The sequence below is a fragment of the Haemophilus parainfluenzae genome (assembly GCF_003252795.1).
GTDB classification, from domain to species: Bacteria; Pseudomonadota; Gammaproteobacteria; order Enterobacterales; family Pasteurellaceae; genus Haemophilus_D; species Haemophilus_D parainfluenzae_K.
Map to the genome: position 1 here is coordinate 253,777 of NZ_QEPQ01000002.1, position 14,982 is coordinate 268,758.

At 39.5% G+C, this 14,982-nt stretch carries 19 protein-coding genes and 3 tRNA genes; 21 read left to right on the forward strand and 1 reads right to left on the reverse strand.

Going from position 1 to position 14,982, the window contains the following annotated elements; all coding sequences use genetic code 11:
* The first annotated feature begins 28 nt into the window (after positions 1–28).
* From ruvC to ruvB, 3 genes are read left to right on the forward strand one after another with little or no spacing between them, the layout of a single operon-like run.
* On the forward strand, positions 29–601 hold the full coding sequence (ruvC, locus tag DPV81_RS03725; protein ID WP_005697069.1) for a crossover junction endodeoxyribonuclease RuvC: 573 nt from the start codon (positions 29–31) through the stop codon (positions 599–601).
* A 58-nt stretch (positions 602–659) separates the two neighbouring features.
* Positions 660–1,271 carry a Holliday junction branch migration protein RuvA gene (ruvA, locus tag DPV81_RS03730; protein ID WP_049380421.1) on the forward strand — a complete coding sequence of 204 codons (612 nt, stop codon included), beginning with the start codon at positions 660–662 and terminating at the stop codon, positions 1,269–1,271.
* A gap of 13 nt (positions 1,272–1,284) precedes the next feature.
* Complete coding sequence (ruvB, locus tag DPV81_RS03735) at positions 1,285–2,292, forward strand: Holliday junction branch migration DNA helicase RuvB (protein WP_041918230.1); 1,008 nt, start codon at positions 1,285–1,287, stop codon at positions 2,290–2,292.
* Positions 2,293–2,347: 55 nt separating this feature from the next.
* Here ruvB and DPV81_RS03740 read toward each other — a convergent pair whose 3' ends face one another.
* A complete protein-coding gene (locus DPV81_RS03740; RefSeq protein WP_070868772.1) occupies positions 2,348–2,659 on the reverse strand; it encodes a DUF5339 domain-containing protein in 312 nt (103 codons plus the stop codon).
* Positions 2,660–3,118: 459 nt separating this feature from the next.
* On the opposite strand from DPV81_RS03740, the gene DPV81_RS03745 reads away from it, so the two are divergent.
* The 18 genes from DPV81_RS03745 to iscA all read left to right on the forward strand — a co-directional run bounded on the left by DPV81_RS03745 (position 3,119) and on the right by iscA (position 14,980).
* Positions 3,119–4,684: a cytochrome ubiquinol oxidase subunit I gene (locus DPV81_RS03745; protein WP_014064908.1), complete on the forward strand. Its 1,566-nt coding sequence runs from the start codon at positions 3,119–3,121 to the stop codon at positions 4,682–4,684.
* A gap of 14 nt (positions 4,685–4,698) precedes the next feature.
* On the forward strand, positions 4,699–5,838 hold the full coding sequence (gene cydB / locus DPV81_RS03750; protein ID WP_014064909.1) for a cytochrome d ubiquinol oxidase subunit II: 1,140 nt from the start codon (positions 4,699–4,701) through the stop codon (positions 5,836–5,838).
* Positions 5,839–5,849: 11 nt separating this feature from the next.
* Positions 5,850–5,948, forward strand: a complete 99-nt coding sequence (locus DPV81_RS03755; protein WP_101494276.1) for a cytochrome bd oxidase small subunit, CydX/CbdX family — start codon at positions 5,850–5,852, stop codon at positions 5,946–5,948.
* A gap of 2 nt (positions 5,949–5,950) precedes the next feature.
* Positions 5,951–6,238, forward strand: coding sequence for a cyd operon protein YbgE (ybgE, locus tag DPV81_RS03760; RefSeq protein ID WP_049372929.1), 288 nt, complete (start codon positions 5,951–5,953; stop codon positions 6,236–6,238).
* 71 nt (positions 6,239–6,309) lie between these two features.
* The gene (ybgC, locus tag DPV81_RS03765; RefSeq protein ID WP_005696676.1) at positions 6,310–6,738 is read left to right on the forward strand and encodes a tol-pal system-associated acyl-CoA thioesterase; all 429 of its coding nucleotides are present in this window, start codon (positions 6,310–6,312) and stop codon (positions 6,736–6,738) included.
* A 20-nt stretch (positions 6,739–6,758) separates the two neighbouring features.
* On the forward strand, positions 6,759–7,445 hold the full coding sequence (tolQ, locus tag DPV81_RS03770; protein ID WP_005696675.1) for a protein TolQ: 687 nt from the start codon (positions 6,759–6,761) through the stop codon (positions 7,443–7,445).
* A 78-nt stretch (positions 7,446–7,523) separates the two neighbouring features.
* The gene (tolR, locus tag DPV81_RS03775; RefSeq protein ID WP_032803822.1) at positions 7,524–7,943 is read left to right on the forward strand and encodes a colicin uptake protein TolR; all 420 of its coding nucleotides are present in this window, start codon (positions 7,524–7,526) and stop codon (positions 7,941–7,943) included.
* Between the two features lie 18 nt (positions 7,944–7,961).
* Positions 7,962–9,257, forward strand: coding sequence for a cell envelope integrity protein TolA (tolA, locus tag DPV81_RS03780; RefSeq protein ID WP_111386837.1), 1,296 nt, complete (start codon positions 7,962–7,964; stop codon positions 9,255–9,257).
* Between the two features lie 41 nt (positions 9,258–9,298).
* On the forward strand, positions 9,299–10,582 hold the full coding sequence (gene tolB / locus DPV81_RS03785) for a Tol-Pal system beta propeller repeat protein TolB (RefSeq protein WP_049366381.1): 1,284 nt from the start codon (positions 9,299–9,301) through the stop codon (positions 10,580–10,582).
* 24 nt (positions 10,583–10,606) lie between these two features.
* Complete coding sequence (pal, locus tag DPV81_RS03790) at positions 10,607–11,074, forward strand: peptidoglycan-associated lipoprotein Pal (RefSeq protein WP_005696669.1); 468 nt, start codon at positions 10,607–10,609, stop codon at positions 11,072–11,074.
* Positions 11,075–11,250: 176 nt separating this feature from the next.
* Positions 11,251–11,326: transfer RNA gene (locus DPV81_RS03795), tRNA-Lys, on the forward strand.
* Positions 11,327–11,351: 25 nt separating this feature from the next.
* Positions 11,352–11,427: transfer RNA gene (locus DPV81_RS03800), tRNA-Lys, on the forward strand.
* A gap of 30 nt (positions 11,428–11,457) precedes the next feature.
* Positions 11,458–11,533, forward strand: a tRNA-Lys gene (locus DPV81_RS03805).
* Between the two features lie 122 nt (positions 11,534–11,655).
* A complete protein-coding gene (gene trmJ / locus DPV81_RS03810) occupies positions 11,656–12,375 on the forward strand; it encodes a tRNA (cytosine(32)/uridine(32)-2'-O)-methyltransferase TrmJ (RefSeq protein WP_111386838.1) in 720 nt (239 codons plus the stop codon).
* Positions 12,376–12,434: 59 nt separating this feature from the next.
* A complete protein-coding gene (iscR, locus tag DPV81_RS03815; protein ID WP_111386840.1) occupies positions 12,435–12,890 on the forward strand; it encodes a Fe-S cluster assembly transcriptional regulator IscR in 456 nt (151 codons plus the stop codon).
* Positions 12,891–12,953: 63 nt separating this feature from the next.
* Positions 12,954–14,168: an IscS subfamily cysteine desulfurase gene (locus tag DPV81_RS03820; protein WP_049369200.1), complete on the forward strand. Its 1,215-nt coding sequence runs from the start codon at positions 12,954–12,956 to the stop codon at positions 14,166–14,168.
* Between the two features lie 54 nt (positions 14,169–14,222).
* Entirely contained in the window at positions 14,223–14,606 is a 384-nt protein-coding gene (iscU, locus tag DPV81_RS03825; RefSeq protein ID WP_005696665.1) for a Fe-S cluster assembly scaffold IscU, read from the forward strand.
* A gap of 50 nt (positions 14,607–14,656) precedes the next feature.
* The gene (iscA, locus tag DPV81_RS03830) at positions 14,657–14,980 is read left to right on the forward strand and encodes an iron-sulfur cluster assembly protein IscA (RefSeq protein ID WP_032822628.1); all 324 of its coding nucleotides are present in this window, start codon (positions 14,657–14,659) and stop codon (positions 14,978–14,980) included.
* Positions 14,981–14,982: the final 2 nt, after the last annotated feature.

The following is a 14,982-nucleotide window of genomic DNA, read 5'->3' on the forward strand; positions in this document are numbered from 1 at the left end:
TTGACCGGCCGTTTATTTTTGAGAATTTATGAGTATTATTTTAGGCATTGACCCAGGTTCTCGTGTAACGGGCTATGGTGTGATTAGGCAAAATGGTCGCCATTTAGAATATCTAGGCAGTGGCGCAATCCGCACACAAGTAGAAGACCTGCCTACACGCTTAAAACGAATTTATGCTGGCGTGACAGAAATCATCACACAATTTCAGCCCGATATGTTTGCCATTGAACAAGTGTTTATGGCTAAAAATGCGGATTCAGCTTTAAAACTCGGGCAAGCACGTGGTACGGCGATTGTGGCAGCCGTGAACCATGATTTACCTGTATTTGAATATGCGGCTCGTTTGGTGAAACAGACTGTCGTAGGGATTGGTTCTGCAGATAAAGTTCAAGTACAAGATATGGTGACACGAATTTTGAAGCTCTCAGATAAACCTCAGGCAGATGCGGCAGATGCTTTAGCTATTGCCATCACTCATGCTCATACCATTCAACATTCCTTGCATATTGCAGGCTCGGTCAAAACCACAGAAACACATGAAAAGATGACCGCACTTTTAAAAACAAGGTACAGCCGAGGTCGATTTAGATTAAAAATTTAACTGGATTAATATCCAGTTTTATTTTATTCTATGCAAAATTTTTTTACATGGAAATCTTATGATCGGTCGTTTAAAAGGCATCTTATTAGAAAAACAACCTCCTGAAATTTTGCTTGATGTTCAAGGCGTCGGTTACGAATTATTGTTACCAATGACCAGTTTTTATGACTTACCTGAAATCGGGCAAGAAACTACTTTATTTACCCATCTTGTTGTGCGTGAAGATGCTCATCTTCTTTTTGGATTCGCCCAAAAAACTGACCGTACTTTATTCCGTGAATTAATTAAAACCAATGGTGTTGGTCCTAAATTGGCACTCGCGATTTTATCAGCTATGTCAGTAGAGCAGTTTGCTTACGCTATTGAGCGAGAAGAACTGTCAAAATTAGTTAAAATTCCTGGTGTGGGCAAGAAAACGGCTGAACGTTTATTAGTAGAGTTAAAAGGGAAGTTTAAAGATGTTCGCCAAAGTGATTTCTTTGTGGAGAGCAAGCATATTCCTTCAACTTCAGAATTGCGCCAAGCTGAGAGCTCAGCAGATGAGGCGGTTGCTGCATTGGTTGCGTTAGGTTATAAACCAACCGACGCTGAAAAAATGGTGAAAAAAGTCGCTAAAGCTGACTTGAGCAGTGAGCAATTAATTCGCGAAGCCTTAAAAGCCGCATTATAAAGAATAAGCAGATATGATCGAAGCAGATAGAATTATTAGCAGTCAAGCAAAGATGGATGAAGATGTCATCGATCGTGCGATTCGTCCAAAGCTTTTAGCGGACTATGTGGGACAGCCGCAAGTGCGAGAGCAAATGGATATTTTTATTAAGGCGGCAAAATTGCGTCAAGATGCCTTAGATCATCTTTTGATCTTCGGCCCTCCAGGTTTAGGAAAAACGACGCTAGCTAATATTGTGGCAAATGAAATGGGTGTGAATATTCGCACCACATCAGGGCCTGTTCTTGAAAAAGCAGGGGATTTGGCAGCAATGCTGACAAATCTTGAACCGCATGATGTGTTATTTATTGATGAAATTCATCGCCTTTCTCCTGCGATTGAAGAAGTGCTTTATCCAGCAATGGAAGATTATCAGCTGGATATTATGATCGGTGAAGGCCCTGCTGCACGCTCAATTAAATTAGATTTACCACCTTTCACATTAATTGGTGCAACAACTCGAGCGGGTTCTTTAACTTCACCATTGCGTGATCGTTTTGGTATTGTTCAGCGTTTAGAATTTTATTCCGTTGAAGATTTAACTTCTATTGTGACAAGAAGTGCCTCTTGCTTAAACCTGGAATTAGAAGATAAAGCCGCTTTTGAAGTCGCTCGTCGTTCACGTGGCACGCCTCGCATTGCAAATCGTTTGTTGCGTCGCGTTCGAGATTTTGCTGATGTGCGTAATGATGGCATTATATCGGCAGATATTGCGAAACAAGCGCTTTCAATGTTAGATGTAGATGATGCGGGTTTTGATTACTTAGATAGAAAATTACTTACCGCAGTGATTGAACGTTTTGATGGTGGGCCAGTTGGATTAGATAACTTGGCAGCAGCAATAGGTGAAGAACGAGACACTATCGAGGATGTTTTAGAACCTTACTTGATTCAACAAGGATTTTTACAGCGCACACCCCGAGGTCGAATTGCGACTTCGTTAACTTATCGACACTTCGGACTTCAGAAGCCGTCAGAATAGGAGATAGAAAAAAGGACATATTGATACCAATATGTCCTTTCTTTTTGAAACCTGCTTAGTTAGTTCCTTCAGTATAGCTCTTCATGCTATTTAATCTTGCTAAACCCACATCACAGCTTTTTTGTTGAGTTGCTAATTCCATTTCAAGAATTTGCTGTTTGCTTTGATTCAGTTTGCTTTTGATTTTACCTACTTGAGTATGAGTGCCTGGTTGTTTTTCTGCTTGGGCAATCAAATTTTCTGTTTCTTTAAATAACTGTGTGCATTGTTGTGGAAGAGCAGCTTTGTTTTCTGTAATAGGTGCTGCAGTGGCTGATAGTGCCATCGAACCGAAAAGTGCGGTCAAAATTACACAAATTTTTTTCATTGTAAATCCCTACAAATCTTTCCAAATATTATTGGGCTAAAAAATAGCAAAATCTTGTCGCCCTGTCTAGTGGTTATTTTGTCTATTTCTTTTCAATAAAGTTTCCTTGTGATAGAGATAAATTTTTTCATTCGAGATAAATATGCAAGATTTGATGTAGATCAATTTCGCTGTAGTTACGCCAAATAGGGTATTTTGTAACTTATATCAAAAAATGTGATCAATATAACGGTTTTTTCTATTTTTTATCCTCATAAATAGTAGTAGAATAGGGCAAAATTTTGAATGTTTATATTGTAATCGGTTACTGCATTCTGTTTTGAGAATAGAAAAGGCAATTATTACGTAAATAATTCAATGTTTCTTAACGATTTTTGTTGAGTAGTTTGGGGTGATTATTTGGGATTATCCTTGGTAATCATAAAGTGAAAATCTTGTAGGTTTATACAAGGAGTTGAGATGTTAGACGTTGTTGATCTCTCACGCTTGCAGTTTGCGTTAACTGCGTTATATCACTTCATTTTTGTACCATTAACATTAGGTTTATCTTTCGTTCTTGTGATCATGGAAACCATTTATGTTAAAACGGGCAAAGAAGTATATAAAGACATGACTAAATTCTGGGGTAAGTTATTTGGTATTAACTTTGCTCTAGGGGTAACGACCGGTATTATCATGGAGTTCCAATTCGGGACAAACTGGTCTTATTATTCTCACTATGTAGGTGATATTTTCGGTGCGCCATTAGCGATCGAAGCATTACTTGCATTCTTCTTAGAATCCACTTTCGTGGGTCTATTCTTCTTCGGTTGGGATCGTTTAACTAAAGGTAAACACTTACTCGCAACTTACTGCGTAGCCTTTGGTTCAAACCTTTCTGCAATGTGGATTTTAGTGGCAAATGGTTGGATGCAACATCCAGTAGCGGCAGAATTTAACTTTGAAACCGTTCGTATGGAAATGACCAGCTTCTTAGATCTTTGGTTAAATCCAGTTGCGCAAAGTAAATTCTTACATACATTAACAGCAGGTTATTCAACTGGTGCCATGTTTGTATTAGGTATTAGTGCATTCTATTTATTAAAAGGCCGTGATATTGGTTTTGCTAAACGTTCATTCTCTGTAGCGGCAACCTTTGGCTTTATCGCGGCATCAGCAGTATTAATTATGGGTGATGAATCAGGTTACGACATCGGTAAAGCACAACCTGTGAAATTAGCTGCAATGGAAGCTGAGTTTGAAACTCATCCTGCACCAGCTCCATTCCACCCAGTGGCGATTCCAAATACTGCAGAAATGAAAAATGATTTTGCGATTGAAATCCCATATTTAGGTGGTTTAATTGCAACGCGTTCTTTAGATACTGAAATCGTTGGTTTGAAAGAAATTCAAGCAAAAAATGAAGGTCGTGTTCGTAACGGTATGGTTGCTTATGATTTATTCACACAATTAAAAGCAGAGAAAAAATCAGCAGGCCAAGTAAATCCAGAAACTAAAGCAAAATTTGATGAAGTCAAAGGTGATTTAGGTTTCGGTTTATTATTAAAACGTTACACAGATAAAGTTGTAGATGCAACGGATGAACAAATTAAACAAGCAGCACGTGATACTATTCCAAACGTAGGTCCTAACTTCTGGGCGTTCCGTGGTATGTTAGCGGCAGGTGGTTTAATTATTTTACTGACCTTTGGTGCATTTGTTCAAAATTTACGTAACAAAGTCACTTCTTCTCGCTTATTACTTAAAGCATTGCTTTGGGGTATCCCATTGCCAATCTTAGCGATTGAATTTGGTTGGTTCTTAGCTGAATTTGGTCGTCAACCGTGGGCGATTTATGAAGTATTACCGGTGGGTGTGTCTGCCTCTAACTTGAGTGTAGGTGACTTATGGTTCTCTATCGGTTTAATTTGTGTACTTTACTTCTTCTTCATCATTGCGGAAATGTATTTGATGTTTAAATATGCACGTTTAGGTCCAAGTGCATTGAAAACCGGCAAATACTATTTTGAGCAATCATCTAAATAAGCAGGAGATGGATTATGCTTGATTATGAAATTCTACGTATTATTTGGTGGGTGCTAGTTGTTGTATTGCTTATCGGTTTCTCTGTAACAGATGGATTCGATATGGGCGTGACCGCACTTTTACCCGTAGCTGGTAAGAAAGAAGTAGAAAGACGTATTATGATTAACTCTATTGCTCCACACTGGGATGGTAACCAAGTTTGGTTATTAACTGCTGGTGGTGCAATCTTCGCGGCATGGCCGATTGTTTATTCTGTGGCGTTTTCAGGCTTCTATATTGCCTTATTCCTTGTGTTAGCTGCGTTATTCTTCCGTCCAATTGGTTTTGAATATCGTGCGAAAATTGATAATCCAACATGGCGTGCCGTGTGGGATTGGGGCTTATTTGCGGGTGGTTTTGTACCTGCATTAGTATTCGGTGTAGCATTTGGTAATTTATTACAAGGTGTACCATTCGAATTAAATGAGCTTTCACAAGCAACTTACACAGGTTCTTTCTTTGCATTATTAAACCCATTCGCATTACTTTGCGGTGTGTTAAGCCTTGCAATGTTAGTGACTCACGGTGCAAACTGGTTACAAATGAAAACCACTGCTGCATTGCGTGATCGCGCAAGAGCGATAACACAAATCGGTGCATTAGTGACATTAATTACTTTTGTACTTGCAGGTGTGTGGCTTTCTTTCAAAGATGGTTATGTGGTGACTAGCACGATTGATCATTTTGCAGCGTCAGCACCAGCTTCAGGTAAGCAAGTAGCAGTTGAAGCAGGTGCATGGTTCAAAAACTTCAATGAAAATCCAGCTTTATGGGCATTCCCAGTATTAGCTGTGGTTGGTGCATTATTAAATGTGGTTGCATCTAAAGCAAATCGTTGTGGTTTTGCGTTCTTCTTCTCTGTATTAACAATGGCTGGTGTGATTATTACTGCGGCAGTATCAATGTTCCCATTTGTAATGCCTTCAAGTACTCATCCAGAACAAAGTTTGTTAATGTGGGATGCAACGTCAAGTGAATTAACATTAACCTTAATGTTCTACTTGGCATTAGTATTTGTTACCATCTCATTGCTTTACACCATTTGGTCATACTACAAAATGTTTGGTCGCTTGGATGAAAGCTTTGTTGAAGACAACAAAAACTCATTATACTAAGGAGAAACAATATGTTATACGTAATTTGGGTAGTGGGTGTGTTGGCTGCAGTTATGGTGAGTGCTAAATTAACCATTGGCAAAGAAAAGTCAGGTAAATTTGACGAGTAATGATGATTAATTCACTCTATCAATTAAGTAATAAGGGTTCCTTGCGAACCCTTTCGTTTATTTTGGCGTTATTTTTAACCGCGGCTTTCTTTTTAAATTTAAATCAATTTTCGACCGCACTTCGAACTGCACATCCAGCTTGGATTCTTGCGATTTTTTGGGGATTGATTAATTTGTGGATCCACGGTATCGGATTTGAAATTCGTCGAGCAATATGGCAGCTCGTTTTCTTGCCGTTTATTGGTTATTTCACCACAATAATTGCCATTGTTCAGCATTGGTTTTTATAAGAGCGATAGACAAATATTATTATTTGGATCTTGCACATCTAATGAACAGGTTCTAAAATAAGCGGCTTGTTATGGCTGATAATTTGAGCATTATTTTGAATAACCAATGTTTTACCTTTCCGGTTCGTGTCTATTATGAGGACACGGATGCAGGCGGAGTAGTGTATCACGCACGTTACTTACATTTCTTTGAGCGTGCGCGAACTGAATATTTAAGAACGCTTAATTTTTCCCAACAATCATTATTGCAGGAACAACAGTTAGCTTTTGTGGTCAAAACCATGTCTATTGACTATTGTATTCCGGCAAAATTGGATGATTATCTTATTGTCGAAACTGAAATAACGGCAGTGAAAGGAGCAACAATTCTCTTTGAACAGCGGTTAGTTCGTGAGACAGTGGTGTTATCGAAGGCTACTGTTAAGGTAGCCTGTGTTGATCTAGGCAAAATGAAACCTGTCGCAATTCCTGAAGAATTAAAAGCGGCATTTTTAAAGTAAATAACTTTTCGGAGTATGCAATGACTGCAGAATTGAACTTTTTAGATCTTTTTCTAAAAGCGAGTATCGTTGTTCAACTTGTAATTGTGATCTTGATTTCGTTCTCAATTATTTCTTGGGCAATCATCATTCAACGTAGCCGTATTTTGACGAGCGCGTTAAAAGAAGCGAACACTTTTGAAGATCGTTTCTGGTCTGGTGAAGATTTAAACAAACTTTATGATGGTTTATCTAATCGTCGTGAAGTATTAACGGGTAGCGAACAAATTTTCTTTGTTGGCTTTAAAGAATTCTCTCGCTTAAAACAAGTGAACGCAGATGCGCCAGAAGCAATCATTAAAGGTACGACTCGTGCAATGAACCTTGCGATGAATCGTGAAGTAGAAGCGCTTGAAAGTCGTGTACCTTTCTTAGCAACAGTGGCTTCTGTGAGTCCATATATTGGTTTATTTGGTACCGTTTGGGGGATCATGCACGCATTTATGGCGTTAAGTGGTGCGAAACAAGCAACATTACAAATGGTTGCTCCAGGTATCGCAGAAGCCTTGATCGCAACTGCAATCGGTTTGTTTGCGGCGATTCCAGCTGTAATGGCGTATAACCGTTTAAGCTTACGTGTAAATGCGATTGAACAAAATTATGGTAACTTCATTGATGAATTCACCACAATTTTACATCGTCAAGCTTTTGGTAAAGCGCCCCATTAAAAATCAATGAAAAATTGACCGCACTTGATAAATCAGACGAAAAGTGCGGTGGATTTTAGCGAAGTTTTAGAGGAAATTATGGCTCGTCGTCAGCGTAAAGACATTAAATCTGAAATTAACATCGTGCCATTTCTCGATGTTCTTTTAGTTTTAGTGTTAATTTTTATGGCAACCGCGCCGATTATCAGTCAGAGCGTTCAAGTGGAACTCCCTGATTCGGTGCAAAGTCAAAATGTATCAAATGAAGATAAAACACCGGTTATCTTAGAAGTAGCAGGTGTAGGGCAGTATTCGATTTCTATTGGTGGTCAACGCCAAGAAGGCCTTAACGAAGAAATGGTAACCCAATTATCAAAACAAGAATTTGATAAAGACAATAACACAATGTTCTTAGTGGGCGGAGCAAAAGATGTACCTTATGAAGAAGTGATTAAAGCACTGAATTTACTACATCTTGCCGGCATTAAGTCTGTGGGTTTAATGACCAACCCAATTTAAGAATAAGTAGGTAAAACCGTGCAGAATAATCGACGAAAAAAACGTGCAAATGAGTTTGTCATCTCTATTGCGATGCACCTTGCATTGTTTGGTTTGTTGATTTGGAGCTCTCTTTATCAAACCGTTGAAATAATGGGTGGTGGAGAAGGTGAAGGTGATGCCATGGGAGCTGTGATGGTCGATACTGGCAGTGCAGCGCAGGAATGGGGACGTATTCAACAACAGAAAAAAGGTCAAACTGATAAACAGAAAAAACCAGAACCTGTAGTCGAAGAGAAAAAATCAGAGCCTGAACCTGAACCAAATCAGCAAGAAATTGCGAAACAAGAAGAAATTAAGCGTCAGCAGGAAATTCAACGTCAAAAAGAACTTGAAAAACAAAAGCAGCAAGAAATTGAAAAGCAAAAACAGCAACAAGAGCTTGCTCGTCAAGAGGCGTTAGAAAAACAGAAACAAGCTGAAGAAGCGAAAGCAAAACAAGCAGCTGAAGCAGCGAAATTAAAAGCTGATGCAGAGGCAAAACGTTTAGAAGCTGCTGCTAAACAGGCAGAGGAAGAGGCAAAAGCTAAAGCGCAAGCTGAAGCTCAAAAAGCGAAAGAAAAAGCTGAAGCAGATGCTAAAGCCAAGGCTGAGGCAAAAGCGAAAGCGGATGCCGAAGCAAAAGCGAAGGCTAAGGCAGAAGCCGATGCGAAAGCCAAAGCGGAAGCCGATGCGAAGGCGAAAGCGGAAGCCGATGCGAAGGCGAAAGCAAAAGCTGAGGCTGATGCAAAAGCGAAAGCCGATGCTGAGGCGAAAGCAAAGGCGGAAGCAAAAGCTAAAGCGGATGCAGAAGCGAAAGCGAAGGCTGAAGCAAAAGCTAAGGCAGATGCAGAAGCGAAAGCAAAAGCTGATGCAGCAAAACGTAAAGCAGATCAAGCGGCTTTAGATGACTTCATGAACGGCGGTGATGTCGGTGGTGGTGGTGCATCTAAAGGTGGTAATGCAAATAAAGGTGGTACACAAGGTAGTGGTGCAGGACTTGGTGCTGGAGATGGTGGTAAAGTTGGTGACCAATATGCAGGTGTCATTAAACGTGAAATTCAACGCCGTTTCTTAAAAGATCCAAGCTTTGCCGGTAAAGTTTGTAGCATTAAAATCCAGCTCGGTCGAGATGGTACGATTTTAGGCTACCAACGCGTTTCAGGACCTGATGATATTTGTACTGCAGCATTAAGTGCGGTAGCTAGAACGAAAAAAGTTCCAGCAGCTCCATCTGATGCTATTTATGAGAAATATAAAGCGCCGACTATCGATTTTGATATCAATGCTCGATAATCGGTTTTAGGAAAGTAACAACGTTAAAATAAGGTGATTAAATGAAATTGATCAAACGTGTTATGGGGCTATTTGTAGTGATGTTTGCATTTGCAAGCACAGCAATGGCAGAAGATGAAGTTCGAATTGTGATTGATGAAGGGGTTGATGGGGCTCGTCCTATCGCAGTTGTTCCTTTCGCAGGTTCTGCACCTGAAAATATTGGTCAAATTGTTGCTGATGACTTACGTAATAGTGGTAAATTTAACCCAATTCCAGTAAGCCAAATGCCACAACAACCAACGACTGCAGCAGAAGTGAAACCAGAAGCTTGGACGGCTTTAGGTATTGATGCTGTTGTGGTAGGTCAAGTGACATCAACTGGTAGCGGTTATAACATTTCTTACCAATTGGTTGATACTGTAGGTGCATCAGGTACACCAGGTGCGGTACTTGCACAAAATAGCTATACAGTGACAAATAAATGGTTACGTTACGGTGCGCATACCGTGAGTGATGAAGTATTTGAAAAATTAACCGGTATTCGTGGTGCATTCAGAACTCGCATTGCTTATGTAGTGCAGAAAAATGGTGGTTCACAACCTTATGAAGTTCGTGTAGCAGATTATGATGGTTACAACCAATTCATTGTCAATCGTAGCTCACAACCAATTATGTCTCCAGCTTGGTCTCCAGATGGTAAACGTTTAGCGTATGTATCTTTTGAGAACAAAAAATCACAACTTGTTGTACAAGACTTAGGTTCAGGTTCTCGTAAAGTGGTTGCTTCTTTCCCAGGACATAACGGTGCGCCAGCATTCTCTCCGGACGGTTCTAAACTCGCATTTGCTTCTTCACAAGATGGTTTATTAAACATCTATGTAATGAGCTCAAATGGTGGTACACCAACTCAATTAACTCGCGGTGCGGGTAATAATACAGAGCCATCATGGTCTCCAGATGGTAGCTCAATTCTCTTTACTTCAGATAGAGGCGGTTCGCCACAAGTTTATCGCATGAGCGCAAGTGGTGGTGGTGCATCACCAGTTGGTGGTCGCGGTAGTGCGCAAATCAGTAGTGATGGTAAAACACTCGTGATGATCAACGGTAATAACAACGTGGTGAAACAAGATCTCACCAGCGGTAGTTCTGAAGTATTAAGTACATCTTTCTTAGGTGAAAGCCCAAGTATTTCTCCTAATGGTATCATGATTATTTACAGCTCTACACAAGGGCTAGGAAAGGTGTTACAATTAGTTTCTGCAGATGGTCGCTTTAAAGCGAGTCTTCCAGGAAGTAATGGCCAAGTGAAATTTCCAGCTTGGTCTCCATACTTGACTAAATAAAAAAACTCATTGAGGAGAAATCTAATGAACAAATTTGTTAAATCATTATTAGTTGCTGGTTCAGTAGCTGCATTAGCAGCATGTAGCTCATCAAACAACGATGCAGCAGGCAACGGTGCTAACAACGGTCAAACTTTCGGTGGTTACTCTGTTGAAGATCTTCAACAACGTTACAACACCGTTTACTTCGGTTTCGACAAATTCAACATCGAAGGTGAATACGTTCAAATCTTAGATGCTCACGCTGCATACTTAAATGCAACTCCAGCTTCTAAAGTTGTTGTTGAAGGTAACACTGACGAACGTGGTACTCCAGAGTACAACATCGCTTTAGGTCAACGTCGTGCTGATGCAGTTAAAGGTTTCTTAGCTGGTAAAGGTGTTGACGCTGGTAAAGTATCAACTGTTTCTTACGGTGAAGAAAAACCTGCAGTGTTAGGTCACGATGAAGCAGCATACTCTAAAAACCGTCGTGCAGTGTTAGCATACTAATTTTTAGAGAATTTTGATTCTTAGAAAAAGGGAGAGTAGAAATACTCTCCTTTTTTATTTGTTCTAAGATATTGTCAGAAATTGACGAGTATTCACGCAATTAACACAATTTCTTCAGATTTTTCTTGCGTCAGAAAATAAAATCGGTAATATACGCACCTGTTACGAAATAATGTGGGTCGTTAGCTCAGTCGGTAGAGCAGCGGACTTTTAATCCGTTGGTCGAAGGTTCGAATCCTTCACGACCCACCACTTTTATTTCGAAGAATTCCCAAATGGGTCGTTAGCTCAGTCGGTAGAGCAGCGGACTTTTAATCCGTTGGTCGAAGGTTCGAATCCTTCACGACCCACCATCTATTTTACAGATCATTATTTAACCGGTTGGGTTGTTAGCTCAGTTGGTAGAGCAGCGGACTCTTAATCCGTCGGTCGAGAGTTCGAGCCTCTCACAGCCCACCAGTCAACATCTTATTCCTCCTATTTGTTAAAAAATTTACAAAAAATTAAAATATTTTCAAAATTCTTGACTATATTTAGCGGTTATTATGGTAGAATATCCACAAATTTAAGTCGGGCATAAAATGTTACAAAATATTCGAATTGTTTTGGTTGAAACATCACATAGCGGGAACATCGGTTCTGCGGCGCGTGCGATGAAAACAATGGGATTATCCAATCTTTATTTGGTCTCACCAAAATCGGTGGATGAGCAATCTATTACATTAGCAGCAGGCGCTGATGATGTTGTACGTAATGCCCACATCGTTGATACTTTTGAACAAGCAATAGAAGATTGCTCATTAGTGATTGGTACGAGTGCAAGATTACGTCATTTACAGAGTACGCTTATTGAGCCAAGAGAGTGTGCAGAGAAAGCCAGTGCACATCAAGGGCAAGTAGCGATCGTGTTCGGTCGTGAGCGTGTTGGACTCACAAATGAAGAATTACTTAAATGTCATTATCATTTAAATATCCCTGCTAACCCTGAATATTCTTCGCTCAATTTAGCGATGGCAGTACAGTTGGTAAGTTATGAAATGCGAATGGCATTTTTAACAAAAAATAAAACGGAAAGTACACTTTCAACGATAGAAGATATCTATCCAACAGCACAAGAAATGGAGTATTTTTTTGCTCATACGGAACAGGTGTATCAATCTCTTGGTTTTATTCAAAATCAAGGGGTTATACAAAAGTTAAGACGACTTTATAACCGTTCTTCTCTAGAAAAAAATGAATTAAATATTTTGCGAGGAATGTTAAGTGCGATTGAAAAACGCCTTAATCTGCAAAAAGAGTAAAATTGACTATCATAGTCAGATAGGTAAACTACCTAGATGGCGATTTATAGGGATGCTTTATGAAACTAACATCTAAAGGACGATATGCGGTTACCGCAATTTTAGATATCGCATTACACGCAGGAACAAACCCAGTTTGTTTAGCGGATATCTCAGAACGTCAAAATATTTCACTTTCTTATCTTGAGCAATTATTTGCCAAATTGCGTCGTGGTGGATTAGTAAAAAGCGTTCGTGGCCCAGGTGGTGGCTATCGTTTAGCGTTACCAACTGATCAAATTTCTATCGGTATGGTGATTTCAGCCGTAAATGAGAACATTAATGTCACAAGATGCCTTGGTAAAGGAAATTGCAAAGGCGGAGTAGAGTGTTTAACTCATACATTATGGCAAGATTTAAGTGATCGCATTTCTGATTTTTTAGATGAGATTACGTTAGCTGAACTTGTAGAGAAAAAATCAGGGATGCATAAAGCTCACAAAGATTTTGATGACTTAATTGTAGTCAACCAATAATGGGAAAGTAGATTAAAGTGCGGTCAAATTGATAGCATTTTTAGTAGTTATTTAGGAGTGAAAATGAAATTACCAATTTATTTAGATTATGCAGCAACATGTCCAGTGGATGAACGTGTAGCTAAAAAAATGATGGAATATTTAACCATTGATGGTGTATTCGGTAATCCTGCATCTCGTTCACATAAATTTGGCTGGCAAGCTGAAGAAGCAGTTGATATTGCACGTAATCAAATTGCTGATTTAATTGGTGCAGATTCACGTGAAATTGTGTTTACTTCAGGCGCAACGGAAGCAGATAACCTCGCAATTAAAGGTGCGGCACACTTTTATCAAACAAAAGGTAAACACATTATTACTTGTAAAACTGAGCACAAGGCAGTATTGGATACTTGCCGTCAATTAGAACGTGAAGGCTTTGAAGTGACCTATTTAGATCCAGAAGAAGATGGTTTAATCGATCTTGAGAAATTCAAAGCGGCATTGCGTCCAGATACGATTCTTGTGTCAATTATGCACGTGAATAATGAGATTGGCGTGATCCAGGATATTAAAGCAATTGGTGAGCTTTGCCGTGCAAATAAAACGATTTTCCACGTAGATGCGACCCAAAGTGTCGGTAAAGTAGAAATTAATCTTGCTGAATTACCAGTTGATTTGATGTCAATGTCTAGTCATAAATTGTACGGACCAAAAGGTATCGGGGCACTATATGTTTGCCGTAAACCTCGCGTTCGTTTAGAGGCAATTATCCATGGTGGTGGTCACGAACGTGGCATGCGTTCTGGTACATTACCTGTACACCAAATTGTTGGTATGGGTGAAGCTTATCGTATTGCAAAAGAAGAAATGGCGACAGAGATTCCTCGTATAAGAGCTTTACGCGATCGCTTATATAATGGCTTGAAAGAAATTGAAGAAACCTATGTAAATGGTTCGATGGAACACCGCGTAGCAAATAACTTGAACATCAGCTTTAACTATGTTGAAGGTGAATCCTTAATGATGGCATTACGTGATGTGGCTGTTTCTTCTGGTTCAGCTTGTACTTCTGCTAGTTTAGAGCCATCTTATGTACTACGTGCACTAGGTCGTAATGATGAATTAGCACATAGCTCAATTCGTTTCACACTTGGTCGTTGGACAACGGAAGAAGAAATTGATTACACCATTAATTTAACACGTAATGCAGTAGCAAAACTTCGTGAATTATCGCCACTTTGGGATATGTTCAAAGAAGGCATTGATTTAAATACTATTGAGTGGTCAGCCCACTAATTTTAAAGGCGGCTAGTCCGCCTGATAGCAACTTATTTAGGAAAGGAACATAATATGGCGTACAGCGAAAAAGTTATTGATCATTATGAAAATCCACGCAACGTAGGTTCGATGGATAAAAAAGATAATTCAGTTGGAACAGGTATGGTTGGCGCACCGGCTTGTGGTGACGTTATGCAGTTACAAATCAAAGTAAATGATAGCGGCATTATTGAAGATGCGAAATTTAAAACTTATGGTTGTGGCTCAGCGATTGCATCAAGTTCTTTAATTACGGAATGGGTAAAAGGTAAATCGTTAGATGAAGCAGGCGCAATTAAAAACAGTCAAATTGCGGAAGAACTTGAATTACCACCGGTAAAAGTTCACTGCTCAATTTTAGCAGAAGATGCAATTAAAGCCGCTATTGCTGACTATAAAAATAAACAAGGTAAGTAATCAAAGTGCGGTTGAAAATGACCGCACTTTATCAATTTAAGGATCAGAATATGTCTATAACACTCACTGAAAAAGCGGCGCAACGAGTTCGTACTTTTCTTGAAAATCGTGGAAAAGGCATCGGTTTACGCTTAGGTGTGAAAACATCAGGTTGTTCGGGTTTAGGCTATGTGCTTGAATTCGTTGATGTGCTCAATGATGACGATCTTGTTTTTGAGCAGCATGGCGTGAAAGTGGTAGTCGATCCAAAAAGCTTGGTTTATTTAGATGGCATTGAGCTAGATTATGTCAAAGAAGGCTTGAACGAAGGCTTTAAATATAACAATCCAAATGTGAAAGAATCATGTGGATGTGGTGAAAGTTTCCATGTTTAAGG